This is a genomic window from Aureimonas endophytica (assembly GCF_014642635.1).
GTDB classification, from domain to species: Bacteria; Pseudomonadota; Alphaproteobacteria; order Rhizobiales; family Rhizobiaceae; genus Plantimonas; species Plantimonas endophytica.
In genome coordinates, this window is the sequence record NZ_BMIQ01000013.1 from 20,312 (window position 1) to 35,253 (window position 14,942).

Annotated in this window: 15 protein-coding genes; 5 read left to right on the forward strand and 10 right to left on the reverse strand. The window is 67.8% G+C overall.

Translation table 11 applies throughout. The features are described 5' to 3' along the window. Positions 1–2: 2 nt before the first annotated feature. Genes hydA through aptA form a run of 5 tightly spaced genes read right to left on the reverse strand, consistent with a single transcriptional unit; the run spans position 3 to position 4,632 of the window. Positions 3–1,451 carry a dihydropyrimidinase gene (hydA, locus tag IEY14_RS24530; protein ID WP_188913287.1) on the reverse strand — a complete coding sequence of 483 codons (1,449 nt, stop codon included), beginning with the start codon at positions 1,449–1,451 and terminating at the stop codon, positions 3–5. 15 nt (positions 1,452–1,466) lie between these two features. Then, a complete protein-coding gene (locus IEY14_RS24535; protein WP_188913289.1) occupies positions 1,467–1,799 on the reverse strand; it encodes a type II toxin-antitoxin system PemK/MazF family toxin in 333 nt (110 codons plus the stop codon). Beyond that, a complete protein-coding gene (locus IEY14_RS24540; protein ID WP_188913291.1) occupies positions 1,796–1,999 on the reverse strand; it encodes an antitoxin MazE-like protein in 204 nt (67 codons plus the stop codon). The genes IEY14_RS24535 and IEY14_RS24540 overlap by 4 nt, the downstream gene beginning before the upstream one ends. Before the next feature lie 48 nt (positions 2,000–2,047). Then, on the reverse strand, positions 2,048–3,295 hold the full coding sequence (locus tag IEY14_RS24545; protein ID WP_188913293.1) for a Zn-dependent hydrolase: 1,248 nt from the start codon (positions 3,293–3,295) through the stop codon (positions 2,048–2,050). Positions 3,296–3,303: 8 nt separating this feature from the next. Beyond that, positions 3,304–4,632 carry an omega-aminotransferase AptA gene (gene aptA / locus IEY14_RS24550; protein ID WP_188913295.1) on the reverse strand — a complete coding sequence of 443 codons (1,329 nt, stop codon included), beginning with the start codon at positions 4,630–4,632 and terminating at the stop codon, positions 3,304–3,306. A gap of 123 nt (positions 4,633–4,755) precedes the next feature. Between aptA and IEY14_RS24555 the strand changes: the two genes are divergently transcribed. Next, complete coding sequence (locus tag IEY14_RS24555; protein ID WP_188913297.1) at positions 4,756–5,409, forward strand: TetR family transcriptional regulator C-terminal domain-containing protein; 654 nt, start codon at positions 4,756–4,758, stop codon at positions 5,407–5,409. Between the two features lie 75 nt (positions 5,410–5,484). Here IEY14_RS24555 and preA read toward each other — a convergent pair whose 3' ends face one another. Then, a complete protein-coding gene (preA, locus tag IEY14_RS24560; protein WP_188913299.1) occupies positions 5,485–6,834 on the reverse strand; it encodes an NAD-dependent dihydropyrimidine dehydrogenase subunit PreA in 1,350 nt (449 codons plus the stop codon). A gap of 14 nt (positions 6,835–6,848) precedes the next feature. Next, positions 6,849–8,210, reverse strand: a complete 1,362-nt coding sequence (locus IEY14_RS24565) for an NAD(P)-dependent oxidoreductase (RefSeq protein ID WP_188913301.1) — start codon at positions 8,208–8,210, stop codon at positions 6,849–6,851. Positions 8,211–8,426: 216 nt separating this feature from the next. Between IEY14_RS24565 and IEY14_RS24570 the strand changes: the two genes are divergently transcribed. Next, positions 8,427–8,840, forward strand: coding sequence for a hypothetical protein (locus IEY14_RS24570; RefSeq protein WP_188913303.1), 414 nt, complete (start codon positions 8,427–8,429; stop codon positions 8,838–8,840). Between the two features lie 41 nt (positions 8,841–8,881). On the opposite strand, the gene clpS is transcribed toward IEY14_RS24570, so the two are convergent. Beyond that, complete coding sequence (gene clpS, locus IEY14_RS24575; protein WP_188913305.1) at positions 8,882–9,187, reverse strand: ATP-dependent Clp protease adapter ClpS; 306 nt, start codon at positions 9,185–9,187, stop codon at positions 8,882–8,884. 123 nt (positions 9,188–9,310) lie between these two features. Between clpS and IEY14_RS24580 the strand changes: the two genes are divergently transcribed. Both IEY14_RS24580 and IEY14_RS24585 read left to right on the forward strand, forming a co-directional pair. Further along, entirely contained in the window at positions 9,311–11,026 is a 1,716-nt protein-coding gene (locus IEY14_RS24580; RefSeq protein ID WP_188913307.1) for a helicase HerA-like domain-containing protein, read from the forward strand. Between the two features lie 62 nt (positions 11,027–11,088). Continuing rightward, a complete protein-coding gene (locus IEY14_RS24585; RefSeq protein ID WP_188913309.1) occupies positions 11,089–11,346 on the forward strand; it encodes a TM2 domain-containing protein in 258 nt (85 codons plus the stop codon). Positions 11,347–11,611: 265 nt separating this feature from the next. Here IEY14_RS24585 and IEY14_RS24590 read toward each other — a convergent pair whose 3' ends face one another. After that, entirely contained in the window at positions 11,612–13,177 is a 1,566-nt protein-coding gene (locus tag IEY14_RS24590) for an FAD-dependent oxidoreductase (protein ID WP_188913311.1), read from the reverse strand. Between the two features lie 81 nt (positions 13,178–13,258). Then, entirely contained in the window at positions 13,259–14,026 is a 768-nt protein-coding gene (locus IEY14_RS24595) for a L,D-transpeptidase (RefSeq protein WP_188913312.1), read from the reverse strand. Between the two features lie 261 nt (positions 14,027–14,287). Here IEY14_RS24595 and IEY14_RS24600 point away from each other — a divergent pair, with 261 nt between their 5' ends. Further along, positions 14,288–14,890 (forward strand): superoxide dismutase, encoded by a 603-nt coding sequence (locus tag IEY14_RS24600; protein ID WP_188913314.1) that lies wholly within the window; start codon positions 14,288–14,290, stop codon positions 14,888–14,890. Positions 14,891–14,942 lie beyond the last annotated feature (52 nt).

Sequence of the window (14,942 nt, forward strand, 5' to 3'; positions counted from 1 at the left end):
GCTCACACCCCCGCCGGAATGCCGGACCGCGCCACCGGACGCGGCGCGACGAGATCCTTCCAGGTGGAGAGCGCCCGGCCGACCGGCGCATGGCTCGGCCGCTCGATGAAGCGCCCCGCTCCCGTCTCGGCCCGCACCTCGCCGTCGCGATAGGCGATCCTGCCGCCGGAAAGGGTCACGGCCGGCAGGCCCTTCAGCTCGAAGCCCTCGAAGACATTGTAGTCGATCGCCGATTTCTGCGTCGCGGCGCGGATGGTCTTCGTCGCATGAGGATCGAAGATCACGAGATCGGCGTCGGCGCCCGGCAGGATGGCGCCCTTTCGGGGATAGACGTTGAGGATCTTCGCGATGTTCGTGGAGGTGACGGCGACGAACTCGTTCATCGTCAGCCGGCCGGTGTTCACGCCCTTCGTCCAGAGCACGGCGAGGCGATCCTCCAGCCCGCCGGTGCCGTTCGGGATCTTGGTGAAGTCGCCGAGGCCGAAGCGCTTCTGCTCCGTCGTGAAGGCGCAATGGTCGGTCGCCACGACCTGGAGCGAGCCGGAGGCGAGGCCGGCCCAGAGCGAATCCTGGTGCTTCCGGTTGCGGAAGGGCGGGCTCATCACGCGCCGCGCCGCATAGTCCCAGTCGGGATTGAGATATTCGCCCTCGTCCAGCGTCAGATGCTGGACCAGCGGCTCGCCGAAGACGCGCATGCCGGCTTGGCGCGCCCGGCGGATCGCCTCGTGGCTCTCCTCGCAGGAGACATGGACGACATAGAGCGGCACGCCCGCCTGATCGGCGATCATGATGGCGCGGTTCGTCGCCTCGCCCTCCACCTGGGGCGGGCGGGAATAGCCATGCGCCTCCGGGCCGCGATTGCCCTCGGCGAGCAGCTTCTGCTGGAGCGAGGCGACGACGTCGCCGTTCTCGGCATGGACGAGCGGCATGGCGCCGAGCTCGGCGCAGCGCTGGAACGAGGCGAACATCTCGTCGTCGTTCACCATCAGCGCGCCCTTATAGGCCATGAAATGCTTGAAGGTGTTGATGCCGCGCGCCACCACTTCCGGCATCTCGTCGAAGACCTGGCGACCCCACCAGGTGACCGCCATGTGGAAGGAGAAGTCGCAGCGCGCCTTGCCCGCCTTCTGGTGCCATTCCTGCAAGGCCTCGATCAGGCTCTGCTCGGGCGCCGGCAGGCAGAAATCCACCACCATCGTCGTGCCGCCCGCCAGCGCCGCCGCCGTGCCGGTGTCGAAATCGTCGGAGGAGAAGGTGCCCATGAAGGGCATTTCGAGATGGGTATGCGGATCGATGCCGCCCGGCAGGACATAGGCGCCGGACGCGTCGATCACCTCGTCGCCGGAAAGATCCGGCCCGACCGCGACGATGCGCGTGCCCTCGACCAGCACGTCCGCCTTCTGGGTGAGATCGGCGGTGACGACGGTCCCGCCCTTGATCGCGATGGTCATGGTTCCGTTCCCAAGTCAGATTTCGGCCAGGCCGAGCGTTATCGTGAGGGACCGCGCCAGCCGGCGCAGGTTGTCGTCGTCGAGACGGCCGATGATCTGTCCGATCTTCGAGCGGTTGGCCGCCTGCAGCTTGTCGACCATGATCTCGGAGGGGAGTCGCAAGCCATTTTCCAGGGTCGGCTCGAGGGTCACGCGGAAGATGCTCGGATCGGATGAGTAGCTGCTGATGGGACAGAGAAGAACGGTGCGGATCGTTTCGGTCAGAACGTCGGTCTGAACGATGACGGCCGGTCTCGGCTTACCGGCATCGCCCGGCAAGGATACCGTGACGACATCGCCGCGCTTCATATCTGATCCTCGCCCTCCCACATGTCCTTCTGAACCAGCTCGAGCCAATCCATGACGCCTTCGTCTTCATCGGCGCGCGCGATCCGCTGCCCCTCCTCGACCGCAAGCGCCCTGAGATCAGGATCGGACAGATCGGGAACCCAAAGCTCCACGGGCCGATAGCCCTTCGCCAGAAGCTCGGCGCGTTCCGTATCGCTCAACTCTCTCGGCCGTCCCATTGCCCCAGCCTCCCATCGCTCCGGTTCGCCCTATTCCGCGATGCCCGCCGTCTCGACCACCGCGTGCAGCAGGACGTCGGCGCCGCGCTTCGCCCAGTCCTTGGAGATCTCCTCCGCCTCGTTATGCGACAGGCCGTCGACGCAGGGGCAGAAGATCATCGCGGTCGGCGCGATGCGGTTGATCCAGCAGGCGTCGTGGCCGGCACCCGAGACGATGTCGCGATGCGACAGGCCGAGCCGCTCGGCGGCACCGCGCACGGCCGCGACGCAGGCCGGATCGAAGGCCACCGGATCGAAATGGCCCGCCACCTGGATGTCGTGGCCGAGCCCGAGTTCGCCCGCGACGGAAGCGATGCCCGCCTCGATCCGCTCGCGCATCGCGTCCAGCACGGCCTTGTCGGGCGAGCGGATGTCGATCGTGAAGGTGACGCGGCCGGCGATGATGTTGCGCGAATTCGGATAGACCTCGACATGGCCGATGGCGCCGACCGCGTTCGGCTGATGCTCCATCGCCACCTGATGGACGAGCTCGGTGACCCGCGCGAGGCCGAGGCCGGCATTGCGGCGCTTGGCCATCGGCGTCGAGCCGGTATGCGATTCCTTGCCGGTCAGCGTCACTTCCAGCCACCACAGCCCCTGGCCATGGGTGACGACGCCGATATCGATGCCCTCGTCCTCCAGGATCGGCCCCTGCTCGATGTGATATTCGAACAGCGCCCGGATCGGCCGCCCGCCGACCGGCTCGTCGCCCTCCCAGCCGATGCGCCGCAGCTCGTCGCCGAAGCGCTTGCCGGCGGCGTCCCGGCGGTCCTTGGCCCAGGCCTCGTCATGAAGGCCGGCGAAGACGCCGGAGGCGAGCATCGCCGGGGCGAAGCGGGTTCCCTCCTCGTTCGTCCAGTTGACGACGACGATCGGATGGCGCGTGCGGATCTCGAGATCGTTCAGCGAGCGCACGAGTTCCAGCCCGGCGAGGACCCCGAGCACGCCGTCGAACTTGCCGCCGGTCGGCTGGGTGTCGAGATGGCTGCCGACATAGACCGGCGGCAGATCGGGCTCGGCGCCCTCGCGCCGGGCGAACATGTTGCCGATCGTGTCGACGCTCAGGGTCATGCCGGCCGCCTCGCACCAGCGCTTGAAGAGATGGCGTCCCTCTCCGTCCGCGTCGGTGAGGGTCTGGCGATTGTTGCCGCCGGCGATGCCGGGGCCGATCTTCGCCATCTCCATCAGGCTGTCCCAGAGCCGATCGCCGTCGATCTGGATATTGGATTCGAGGGCCATGGCGGGTCTCAGTCGAGCGAGGCGAGAACGGACTTCAGCGTATCGACGATCTCGCCGATCTGGCTCTCCTCGATGATCAGCGGCGGCGACAGCGCGATGATGTCGCCGGTGGTGCGGATGAGGAGGCCCTTCTCGTAGGCCTTCACGAAGGCGGCGAAGGCGCGCTTCGTCGGCTGGCCGGCGATGGGTTCGAGCTCGACCGCGCCGATGAGGCCGATGGTGCGGATGTCGATGACGTGCCGCGCGCCCTTCAGCGAATGGATCGCCTCGGCCCAGACCGGGGTCAGCGCCTTCGCCCGCTCGAACAGCCCTTCCTCCTTGTAGGTCTCAAGCGTGGCGAGGGCGGCTGCGGAGGCGATCGGATTGCCGGAATAGGTATAGCCGTGGGCGAATTCGATCATGTGCTCCGGCCCCTGCATGAAGGCCTGATAGATCGTGTCGCGCACGAAGACGGCGCCCATCGGGATGACGCCGTTGGTCAGGCCCTTGGCCGTGACGATGATGTCCGGCACCACGTCGAAATGGTCGGCGGCGAAGGCGGCGCCGAGCCGGCCGTAGCCGGTGATCACCTCGTCGAAGATGAGAAGGATGCCGTGCTGGTCGCAGATCTCGCGCAGCCGCTTGAGATAGCCCTTCGGCGGCGGCAGCACGCCGGTGGAGCCGGCCACCGGCTCGACGATCACGGCCGCGATGGTGGAGGGATCGTGCAGCTGCGCGATGCGCAGGAGATCGTCGGCAAGCTCGGCGCCATGCTCCGTCTCGCCCTGCGGATAAGGATTGCGCGCCGGATCATGGGTGTGGCGCATATGGTCGACGCCGGTGAGCAGCGTGCCGAACATCTTGCGGTTGCCGACGATGCCGCCGACCGAGATGCCGCCGAAATTGACGCCGTGATAGCCGCGCTCGCGCCCGATCAGCCGGAAGCGCCCGCCCTCGCCCCGGACCCGCTGATAGGCGAGCGCGATCTTGAGCGCCGTGTCGACCGATTCGGAGCCGGAATTGGTATAGAACACGTGGTCGAGCCCGGGCGGCGCGATGCTGACGAGCCGGGAGGCGAGCTCGAAGGCCTTGGGATGGCCCATCTGGAAGGCGGGAGCGTAGTCGAGCTCGGCTGCCTGTTTCTGGATCGCCTCGGTGATCTTCGGCCGGCAATGGCCGGCATTGACGCACCAGAGCCCGGCGGTGCCGTCGAGCACTTGGCGCCCGTCGGCGGTCACGTAATGCATGTCCTTGGCGCCGACGAACATGCGCGGCGCCTGCTTGAACTGCCGGTTCGCCGAGAACGGCATCCAGAAGGCTTCCAGATTGTTGGTCTGGACGGGCGACATGTCGTTCATGGCGAAGACTCCGAGGAATGCCGAGCCGGCTGCGAGGTTCGCGGGCATTCTTGACTGGCTGGTCAAAATCCAGGCTAGAAGGGCGATCGGGACCGGTCAAGCGGGAAGGAAAAAGGGGACGCGATGGATGCGAAGGCGGACGAAGGGCTTGCCTCCGCCGGCGAAGCGCCGGTCACGCGCATCCAGGGCATCAACCGGGCGCTGATCCTCGACGCGGCGCTGGAGGTCTTCTCGGCCCACGGCTTTCGCGGCTCGACGCTGGACGAGATCGCGGCGAAGGCGGGCATGTCCAAGCCGAATCTTCTCTACTATTTCAAGCGCAAGCAGGACATCTACGAGGCGGTGCTGGAGGCGACGCTCGACGCCTGGCTGGCGCCGCTGGAAGCGATGGCGGCCGATGGCGACCCGGTGGAGGAGCTGCGGCGCTACATCACGGCCAAGCTCGCGATGTCGGCCGAGAAGCCGGAGGCGTCCCGCCTCTTCGTCAACGAGATCCTGGCCGGCGCGCCGGTGATCGGGCCCTTTCTCGAAACGCGCCTGCGCGGGCTCGTCACCGAGAAGGCGGCGATCATCAGGGGCTGGGTGACGGAAGGTCGGCTCGCGCCGATCGATCCCGTCCACCTGATCTTCGCCATCTGGGCGACGACGCAGCACTATGCCGATTTCGACGTGCAGATCCGCGCGATCCTCGGGCGCGAGGTCGGCCGGCCCGGCTTTCGCGAGCAGACGGCGCAGGCCGTGCTTTCGATCATCCTCAACGGCGTGAAGCCGCGCTGAGCCCCGGCCCGCCCCCGCCCCGGGAGCGGGCGAGGGTCCGGCGTCTGGACCCATCGCGACGCCCCTGTCCGCCGCTCACTCCGCCGGCTCGGCCTCCAGCACCACCGGCTCCGGCGCGAACTGCATCGCCTCGCGGCGCATCGGATTGTTCGGATGCGCGGTCCAGTTGGTATATTCGGCCGGGATCGGCCGTTTGGTGCGCGGATCGTAGTCGGCGATCCGCTCCATGGTGATGCAGTTCTCCACCGGACAGACATTCACGCAGAGATTGCAGCCGACGCATTCCTCGTCGACCACCTCGAAATGGCGTCGCCCGTCGAGCATCGAGGTGATCGCCTGATGCGAGGTGTCCTCGCAGGCGATGTGGCAGCGGCCGCATTTGATGCAGAGATCCTGGTCGATCCGCGCCTTGGTGACGTAGCTGAGATTGAGATATTGCCAATCGGTGACGTTGCGCACCGCGCGGCCCCGGAAATCCTCGATCCGCGCATAGCCCTTCTCGTCCATCCAGTCGGACAGGCCGGCCGTCATCTCCTGCACGATCTTGAAGCCGTAGGTCATCGCCGCCGTGCAGACCTGCACCGTGCCGCAGCCGAGCGCGATGAATTCCGCCGCGTCCCGCCAGGTGGTGATGCCGCCGATGCCGGAGATCGGCAGGCCGTAGGTCTCGCGGTCGCGGGCGATCTCGGCGACCATGTTGAGCGCGATCGGCTTCACCGCCGGACCGCAATAGCCGCCATGGCTGCCCTTGCCGTCGATGGTCGGCGTCGGCGCGAAGCTGTCGAGGTCGATCGAGACGATGGAGGAGACGGTGTTGATCAAGGACACGGCATCGGCGCCGCCGCGCCTGGCGGCGCGGGCCGGATAGCGGATGTCGGTGATGTTGGGCGTGAGCTTCACGATCACCGGCAGGCCGGAATTCTCCTTGCACCAGCGTGCCACCATCTCGATATATTCGGGCACCTGCCCGACGGCAGAGCCCATGCCGCGCTCGCTCATCCCGTGCGGACAGCCGAAATTCAGCTCCAGCCCGTCGCAGACCGTCGCGTCGACGCGGGACAGGATCGCCTTCCAGCTCTTCTCCTCGCAGGGCACCATCAGCGAAGCGACGAGGGCGCGGTCCGGCCAGTTGCGCTTCACCCGCGCCATCTCCTCGAGATTGATCTCGAGATCGCGATCGGTGATCAGCTCGATATTGTTCAGCCCGAGCAGCCGCCGGTCCGGCCCGTGGATCGCGCCGTAGCGCGGGCCGTTGACATTGACGACGGCCGGCCCCGCCTCGCCGAGCGTCTTCCACACGACGCCGCCCCAGCCCGCCTCGAAGGCGCGCTGCACGTTGTATTCCTTGTCGGTCGGCGGCGCGGAGGCGAGCCAGAACGGGTTCGGCGAGCGGATGCCGAGGAAATCGACGGATAGATCGGCCATGGTCCTGTCCTCCCTCAGGCGTTCGCCATCAGCGTCGCGTGAATGTCTTCGGCCGCGATCTTGCCGTCCTCCACCGCGATGACGGTGAGATCGTCGCCCTCCGCGATGCAGTCGCCGCCGGCCCAGACGCCGGACAGGCTGGTGCGCCGCCGGGCATCGGCCAGGATGCGGCCGCGCTCCATCGCCAGCGCCGCCCCTTCGGGAGCGATCCCGTCGCCGAGAAAGGTCTGGCCGATCGCCTTGAAGACCTGATCGGCCTCGATCATCACCGTCTCGCCGGTGAGGACGAGTTCGCCGTTCTCGGTGCGCGTGCGCTCGAATTCGATGCCGGAGACATGGCCGCCCTGGCCGAGAATGCGCTTCGGCTGAAGATTGCAGCGCAGCGCCACGCCCCAGCGCAGCGCGAGTTCCTGCTCGAAGACCGAGGCGTTCATCGCCTCCCGCCCCCGGCGATAGGCCAGCGTCACCTCCTCCGCCCCGAGCGCCTTGGCCTGGACGGCGGCATCGACCGCCGTCATGCCGCCGCCGATCACCACGACGCGCCGTCCGACCGGCAGGCTGCCGAGATCGGTGGTCTGGCGCAGATCCGCGATCCAGGCGACCGCGTCCTGGCTGCCGCCATGCCCCTCGCCTTCCGCGCCGAGCGCGTTGACGCCGGCAAGGCCGAGGCCGAGAAACACCGCGTCGAAATCCCGCCGCAGCGCGTCGAGATGGATGTCGCGGCCGAGCGCCTTGCCGTTCTCGACCGTGATGCCGCCGATCTCCAGGATGAAGTCGACCTCCTCCTGGGCGAAGTTGCGCGTCGCCTTGTAGGCCGCGATGCCATATTCGTTGAGACCGCCGGGCTTGGCCCGCGCGTCGTAGAGCGTCACCGCATGGCCGTGGACGGCGAGGCGATGGGCGCAGGAGAGGCCCGCCGGCCCCGCCCCCACCACCGCGACGCGCTTGCCGGTGTCCGGCGCGCGGGTGAAGGGATGCCGGCCCTTCTCCATCAGATGGTCGGTCGCATAGCGCTGCAGCATGCCGATCTTCACCGGCTTGCCCTCCGCCGCCTCGCGCACGCAGGCTTCCTCGCAGAGCGTCTCCGTCGGGCAGACGCGGGCGCACATGCCGCCGAGGATATTGGCCGAGAGGATGGTCTTGGCCGCCCCATTCGGATTGCCGGCCTGGATCTGCCGGATGAAGAGCGGCACGTCGATCGAGGTCGGGCAGGCCTGCATGCAGGGTGCGTCGTAGCAGAAATAGCAGCGGTCGCTTTCGACCAGCGCCTCATGCGCTTCGAGCGGCGGGTGAAGATCGTCGAAATTGCGCGCCAGGGCGTCGAGGCCGAGACGGCCATGCGCGATATCCGGCTTGACGGGGGACAACTCGTTCATCGCGAACCTCGCATCCTGGCACCGGCCGGCGCGCTTTCGGCCGGTTCAGTTTAGAATGATGCGAATTTTCGGGCCCGTCAAATATTTTGATCGTTTGGTCAAATCCTGCCGCTGCGTGGCCGGGCATCCAAAGCGGCGGGAACGGCCCCATGGGCTGGATCGTCTCCCTCTCGACAGGGCGCCGCTTCCGCCGGCGCCGATCGAAAGGCGAAATCCATGAAAAAGCTCATCGGTTCGGCGGCCTTGGCCGCGCTCCTCACCTTCGGCGCGGCGGCCGGCGCCTACGCGCAGTCGGGCGGCGGTTCGGGCGGTTCGGGCGGCGGCGCCAGCAGTTCGGGCTCGAGCGGCGCCGGCAATAGCGGTGCCGGCAGCACGGGCGCCGGTTCGACGGGCTCCGGCAATGCGGGCGCCGGCAGCACGGATACGACCGGCAGCGTGTCCGGCGGCCGGACCGGCGCCGACAGCACCAACTCCGTCGGCAATATGAGCGGCGGCAGCGGCGGCAACAGCATGACGAGCGGCCGCAGCCAGGGCGAGACGACGAACGGCAACTCGTCCGGCAATCGCGGCAACAACAGCCAGAACTGCGCGCCCGGCACCGAGAACACCGCCGCCTGCTCGCAGCAATAAGAAACCTGCCGGACGGCCCGTCATGGGGCCGTCCGCGCTCCCTATTCCTCCGGCTCGGTCGTGAAGAGCAGCGGATAGCCCGCCCGGCGCCCCGCCTCCGTCGCCCGCGTCGCCTTCGTCTCGGCGACGTCCCGGGTGAAGACCGCGACGACGCAGGACCCCTTCTGATGCGCGGTGACCATCACGCGATGCGCCAGATCCTCGCCCATCCGGAATTCCGCCTTCAGCACCCGCACCACGAATTCGCGCGGCGTGAAGTCGTCGTTGACGAGAATGACCTTGTGCAGCTTCGGTCGCTCGACCTTCGGCTTCACCGTCTGACGGGGCTTCAGCTCGATTTCCGCCATCGGAACATCCTCGATCCGCGAACCGGTTGCGACGAAAGGAACGCACCGCGACTCCAAGCGTGGCTTTGAACGCGCGGCCGAGGCTTCTATAACGCTTCCTGAGCGAAACGAGGATGTCGCGCGGTGCTGCAGGAAGGCAAGGTCTTTATCGGTGCCGCCGTCGACGGCGCGAACAAGCCCCTGGAGGGCGAATATCTCGATCTAAAGCTCGCCAATCGGCACGGGCTCGTCACCGGCGCCACCGGCACCGGCAAGACGGTGACGCTTCAGGTCCTGGCCGAGGGTCTGTCGGAAGCCGGCGTTCCCGTCTTCTGCGCCGACATCAAGGGCGATCTGTCCGGCATCGCCAAGCGCGGCGAGCCGAAGCCCTTTCTCACCGAGCGCGCGGCGGCGATCGGGCTCGATCCCTATTACAACGACAGCTATCCGGTGATCTTCTGGGACATCTTCGGCGAGAAGGGTCACCCGGTCCGCGCCACCATCGCCGAGATGGGTCCGCTCCTCCTTTCGCGCCTGATGAATCTCAGCGAGGCGCAGGAAGGCGTCCTCAACATCGTCTTCAAGCTCGCCGACGACGAGGGCCTTCTGCTCCTCGACCTCAAGGATCTCCAGGCGATGCTGACCCATGTCGCCGACCATGCCGACGAGATCTCGCGCGACTACGGCAATATCGCCAAGCAGACGGTGGGGGCGATCCAGCGCGCCCTTCTCGTGCTCGAACAGCAGGGCGCGAAGAACTTCTTCGGCGAGCCGGCGCTGAAGATCACCGACCTCCTGCGCACCGATCGCGACGGACGCGGCATGGTGAACGTCCTGGCCGCCGACAGGCTGATGATGAGCCCGCGCCTCTACGCGACCTTCCTGCTCTGGCTCCTGTCGGAACTCTTCGAGGAACTGCCGGAGGTCGGCGACCTCGACAAGCCGAAGCTCGTCTTCTTCTTCGACGAGGCGCATCTTCTCTTCGACGACGCGCCGAAGATCCTGACCGACCGCGTCGAGCAGGTGGTAAAGCTGATCCGTTCCAAGGGCGTCGGCGTCTATTTCGTCACGCAGAACCCGCTGGATCTGCCCGAGGCGGTGCTGGCGCAGCTCGGCAACCGGGTGCAGCACGCGTTGCGCGCCTATACGCCGCGCGAGCAGAAGGCGGTGCGCACCGCCGCCGAGACCTTCCGGCCGAACCCGGCCTTCGACACGATGGAGGCGATCACCGCCCTCGGCGTCGGCGAGGCGCTGGTCTCGGTGCTCGGCAAGGGCGGCGTTCCGACCATGGTGCAGAAAACGCTGATCCGGCCGCCGGCCGCCCAAATCGGCGCCATCACGCCGGCCGAACGGGAATCGATCATCGCCGGCAGTCCCGTCGCCGGGGACTACGACAATGCGATCGACCCAGAATCGGCCTACGAGAAGCTGAGCGGCCGCGCCGCCGCCGATGCCAAGCGCGAGGCCGAGGCGCGCGAGGCGGAGGCCGCCGCCCGAAGCCAGGAGACCGCGCGCCGGGCGGAACGGGCGCGCGCCCGCGCCGAGGCGGAAGAGGAGGCTGCGCCGGCGGCCCCGCGCCCCTCGGGCCCCTGGGGCGAGGAGACGGTGCGCCGCACCCGGACCGGCTTCCAGATCCCGGATTTCGGCCTCGGCGGCGGCGGGCGCGACGACACGGAGGACGAGGAGGCCCGTGAGGCGCGCCGCCCCTCCCGCCGCGCGCAGGCAAGCCGGCCCTCCTCCGGCTATCAGCGCCAGACGATCGCCGAGACGGTGCTGAAACAGGTCGGCCGCACGGCGGCCTCCACCATCACCTCCGCCGTGTTGCGCGGAATCCTCGGCGGACTGAAACGCGGCCGATAAAACCGCCGCCGCCCCTCGAAGGACGCGGCCGGCGGTGTCATATAAGTGTCATGTCTCATGCCATGACACCTCCGCCGGCGCAAAGGTCCGGCCTTGCCGCCTATCTTCTCTGGTTCTTCTGCCTCACCGGGATCTGCGGCCTGCACCGCTTCTATCTCGGCCGCCCCTGGTCGGGCCTCCTCTGGCTCGTCACCTTCGGCCTGCTCGGCATCGGCCAGATCGTCGATCTCTTCCTGATGCCGTCCATGCTGCGCGAAGAAAATCGCGAGCGCCGCCTCGACGCCCTCTACGTGATGCAGCAGCGGCAGATGCGGGCCTGACGCCGCGCACTTCTGCATCTATCTTTGGCCACTCCCTCTCAGCGTCGTCATCCCGGGCCTGACCCGGGATCCATGCCTCTCCCGAACTGCCTGGATGAAACGCGACCGGCGTCCTTCCGCATCGCTCCAGACCTGTCGCGACCGGCTTGGAATGGATCCCGGCTCAAGGCCGGGATGACGAAGTGGTGAAGTCAGCGGGTTTCCTGCGGAGGCGCGGTCGTATGATAGGCGAGTCCTGACGAAAGCCGCCAACGGCTTGTCGCCGTCAGCCGCGCAGGAGTTTCTCCGGCGCCCAACCGACGCTTTCCAGCGACGCGCGCGACGGGGTCGGGTCGCTCAGCATCAGGGCGTGCAGCGCCGGTGTCCGGTCGCCCTTGCCGCGTCCGATGGCGGCGGTGACGGTCCCGCGTTCGACATAGAAGGCGGTGTAGGAGCCGGCGGCGAGATCGCCCTCGATATGCACCTCGTCGGCGCTGTCGGCATGGCCGAGATAGGAGACGCGGTCGAACTGCGCCGTCCAGGAGAAGGGAATGCCGGCGAAGGGCTCGGCCTCGCCCAGCATGGCGCGGGCCGCCTGCCGCCCGTGCTGCTCGGCGACGCGCCAATGCTCGATGCGCAGCGGCTTCATCCGGCCGGGCAGCGGCACGGCGGCGATGTCGCCGCCGGCATGAACGCCGGGGGCGAATTCGAGGAAGGCGTCGACCGCGACGCCCTTGCCGGCCTCGGGATCGAGCAGCTTCGCGCGCGGCGCGGCGCCCACCGCGACGAGCACGAGATCGGCTTCGATCTCCTGGCCGGATTTCAGGCGCACCGCCGCGACCCGGCCGTCGGCGCCCTTCAGACTTTCGACCTCCTGCCCGCCCTGGATCGCGACGCCCTTTTCCTTGTGCTGGTCGGCGATCTGGCCGGCGACGTCCGGGCCGAACTGCCTGACGAAGGGAATCTTGTCCCGGGCGATCACCGTCACGCGCTTGCCGAGCGTCGCAAGCTGCGCCGCCGCCTCCATGCCGATGAAGCCGGCGCCGACCACGACGATATGCCGAGCCCGAGGGAGTGCCGCCTTCAACGCCGCCGCGTCGCAATGCGAGCGCAAGACATGGACGCCGTCGAGATCGAGGCCCGGAAGGTTCGGCCGCGCCGCGGCGCTGCCGGGCGCGACGAAGCATCGGTCGAAGCGAAGCGGCTCTCCTACCGTGAACCGGATTTCCCGTGCCGACGGATCGACCCGCGTGACCGTGGCGGTGCGGCGCTCGATGCCGAGCCCGTCCAGCGCCTCGGGCGCGGCGAGCGGCAGCTTCTCGTCGGGCAGCTTGCCGGCAAGATAGGTCTTCGACAGGTCGGTGCGGTCATAGGGCGGCTCGGCCTCCGGCGAGATCATCACGATCCGGCCGTCGAAGCCGAGCTTGACGAGTTCCTCGGCGCAGGCGAGCCCGGCCGCGCCCGCTCCGACGATCGCGAAGAGCTTGTCACCACCCCGCCGGCGCTGGGCGGCCTCGACCTCCGGGCGATGCAGGCCCTGCCCTTCGGCGATCTCCACGAAGACGCGGCCGTCCTCGACGCTCGCCGCGAAACGGTTGAGGCAGCCCTTGCCGGGCGGCTCCAGATGATCGCCGGTCGCGACATCGAAGATCGCATGATGCCAGGGACAGATCAGCTTCGAGCCGACGCGCATTCCGTCCTTCAGCGGCGCGCCCTTGTGCGGGCAGAGGCCGCCAAGGGCCTGGACCCGATCGCCGGGCTCGCGCAGAAGGAGGATCTTGAGGCCTTGCGCCTCGACTTCCGTCATTCCCTCGACGGACAGGTCGGACAGGGCACAGACATCGTGGCGCATTCGGGCGTTCCTTCCATCGGGAGCCGGCGTTGCGCAACGCCGTTTGCCGCCTCCCGTTCCTGGAGCGCTCGCCGTTCGGCCTCAGGCGATGCCGCCGCCCTGGATCACCCGCACCTTCGCGCCGGTCGGCACCCGATCGTAGAGATCGATGATGTCGTGATTCATGAAGCGCACGCAGCCGGAGGAGACGGCATGGCCGATCGTCCAATATTCCGGCGTGCCGTGCAGGCGGTAGAGCGTGTCCTGCCCGTCATGGAACAGATAGAGCGCGCGGGCGCCGAGCGGGTTCTTCAGGCCCGCCTGCATGCCGTCGCGATAGACCTCGAGCTCCGGCTGGCGGGCGATCATCTCCGAGGGCGGCGTCCATTTCGGCCATTTCTGCTTCCATTGGACATTGGCGTCGCCCGCCCAGGCGAAGCCATCGCGGCCGATGCCGACGCCGTAGCGCACGGCCGTGCCGCCGCCCTGCGAGAGATAGGCGAAGCGCGAGGCCGTATCGATGGTGATCGTGCCGGGCGCGGCGCCGGTCGGATCGGCGACGACCTGCCGGAAGTAGCGCGGATCGACGCGGCGGAAGTCGATGCCGGGAATGAGGAAGCCGTTGTCCTCGATCGGCCCGTACATGGCGACATATTCGGCCGGCACGCCGCCGGGCGCGCCGCGATAGGCCTCTTCCGGGCCATAGCCGTTGCCGCCATATTCGGGCGAGTAATAGACCGGACCGACGGCGGAATCGGCGATGCGGGCCCGCCCGCCGCTCATGCAGCCGCTGGCGAGCGCCGTGGCCCCGAGGCCGAGGCCGGTGAGGAATCTGCGGCGCGAGACGCCGTTCGTGGAAAGCGGAACCATAGCCAGTCGACCTCGTCGCGGAGCAACGTCGGGCACCAGCCTCGCGTCTCCGTTCTCGTTTCCGGCACAACCGCGCGGGACGGACGAGGTTCCGGCGCGGCGCGCCGATGACGCAAGCGTGTTAAGCCCCGCGCAAGCCGCCGGATGCCGGCCGAAGCGCGAAGAGACCTTAGACGAATCGCCCTTTTGTCCTATCTAGGGGCGCGGTTTCGAACGGCGTGCCACGCCGCGCTTCGAGACCCCGAAGAGGAGACCAGCATCATGGCATTCACGCTTCCGCCGCTTCCCTACGACTACACGGCGCTGGAGCCGTTCATGTCGAAGGAAACCCTCGAGTTCCACCACGACAAGCACCACAACGCCTATGTCGAAACCGGCAACAAGCTGGCGGCCGAGGCCGGCCTCGGCGACAAGTCCGTCGAAGAGGTGATGAAGGAGGCCTATGGCAAGAACCAGCCGCTCTTCAACAATGCCGGCCAGCACTACAACCACATCCATTTCTGGCAGTGGATGAAGAAGGGCGGCGGCGGCCGCAACCTGCCGGGCAAGCTCCAGACGGCCTTCGATTCCGATCTCGGCGGCTATGACAAGTTCAAGGCCGACTTCATCCAGGCCGGCGTCACGCAGTTCGGCTCCGGCTGGGCCTGGGTCGCCTTCAAGGACGGCAAGCTGCAGATCGTGAAGACGCCGAACGGCGAGAACCCGATCGTGCACGGCGCGCAGCCGATCCTCGGCGTCGATGTCTGGGAGCATTCCTATTACATCGACTATCGCAACGCCCGGCCGAAATATCTCGAAGCCTTCGTCGACAGCCTGATCAACTGGGACCACGTCCTGGAAATGTACGAGAAGGCCGCCGGCTGATCCGACGCCCGCGCTTCACCCTCTCCCGCTCAGGGAGAGGGTTTTCCTGACC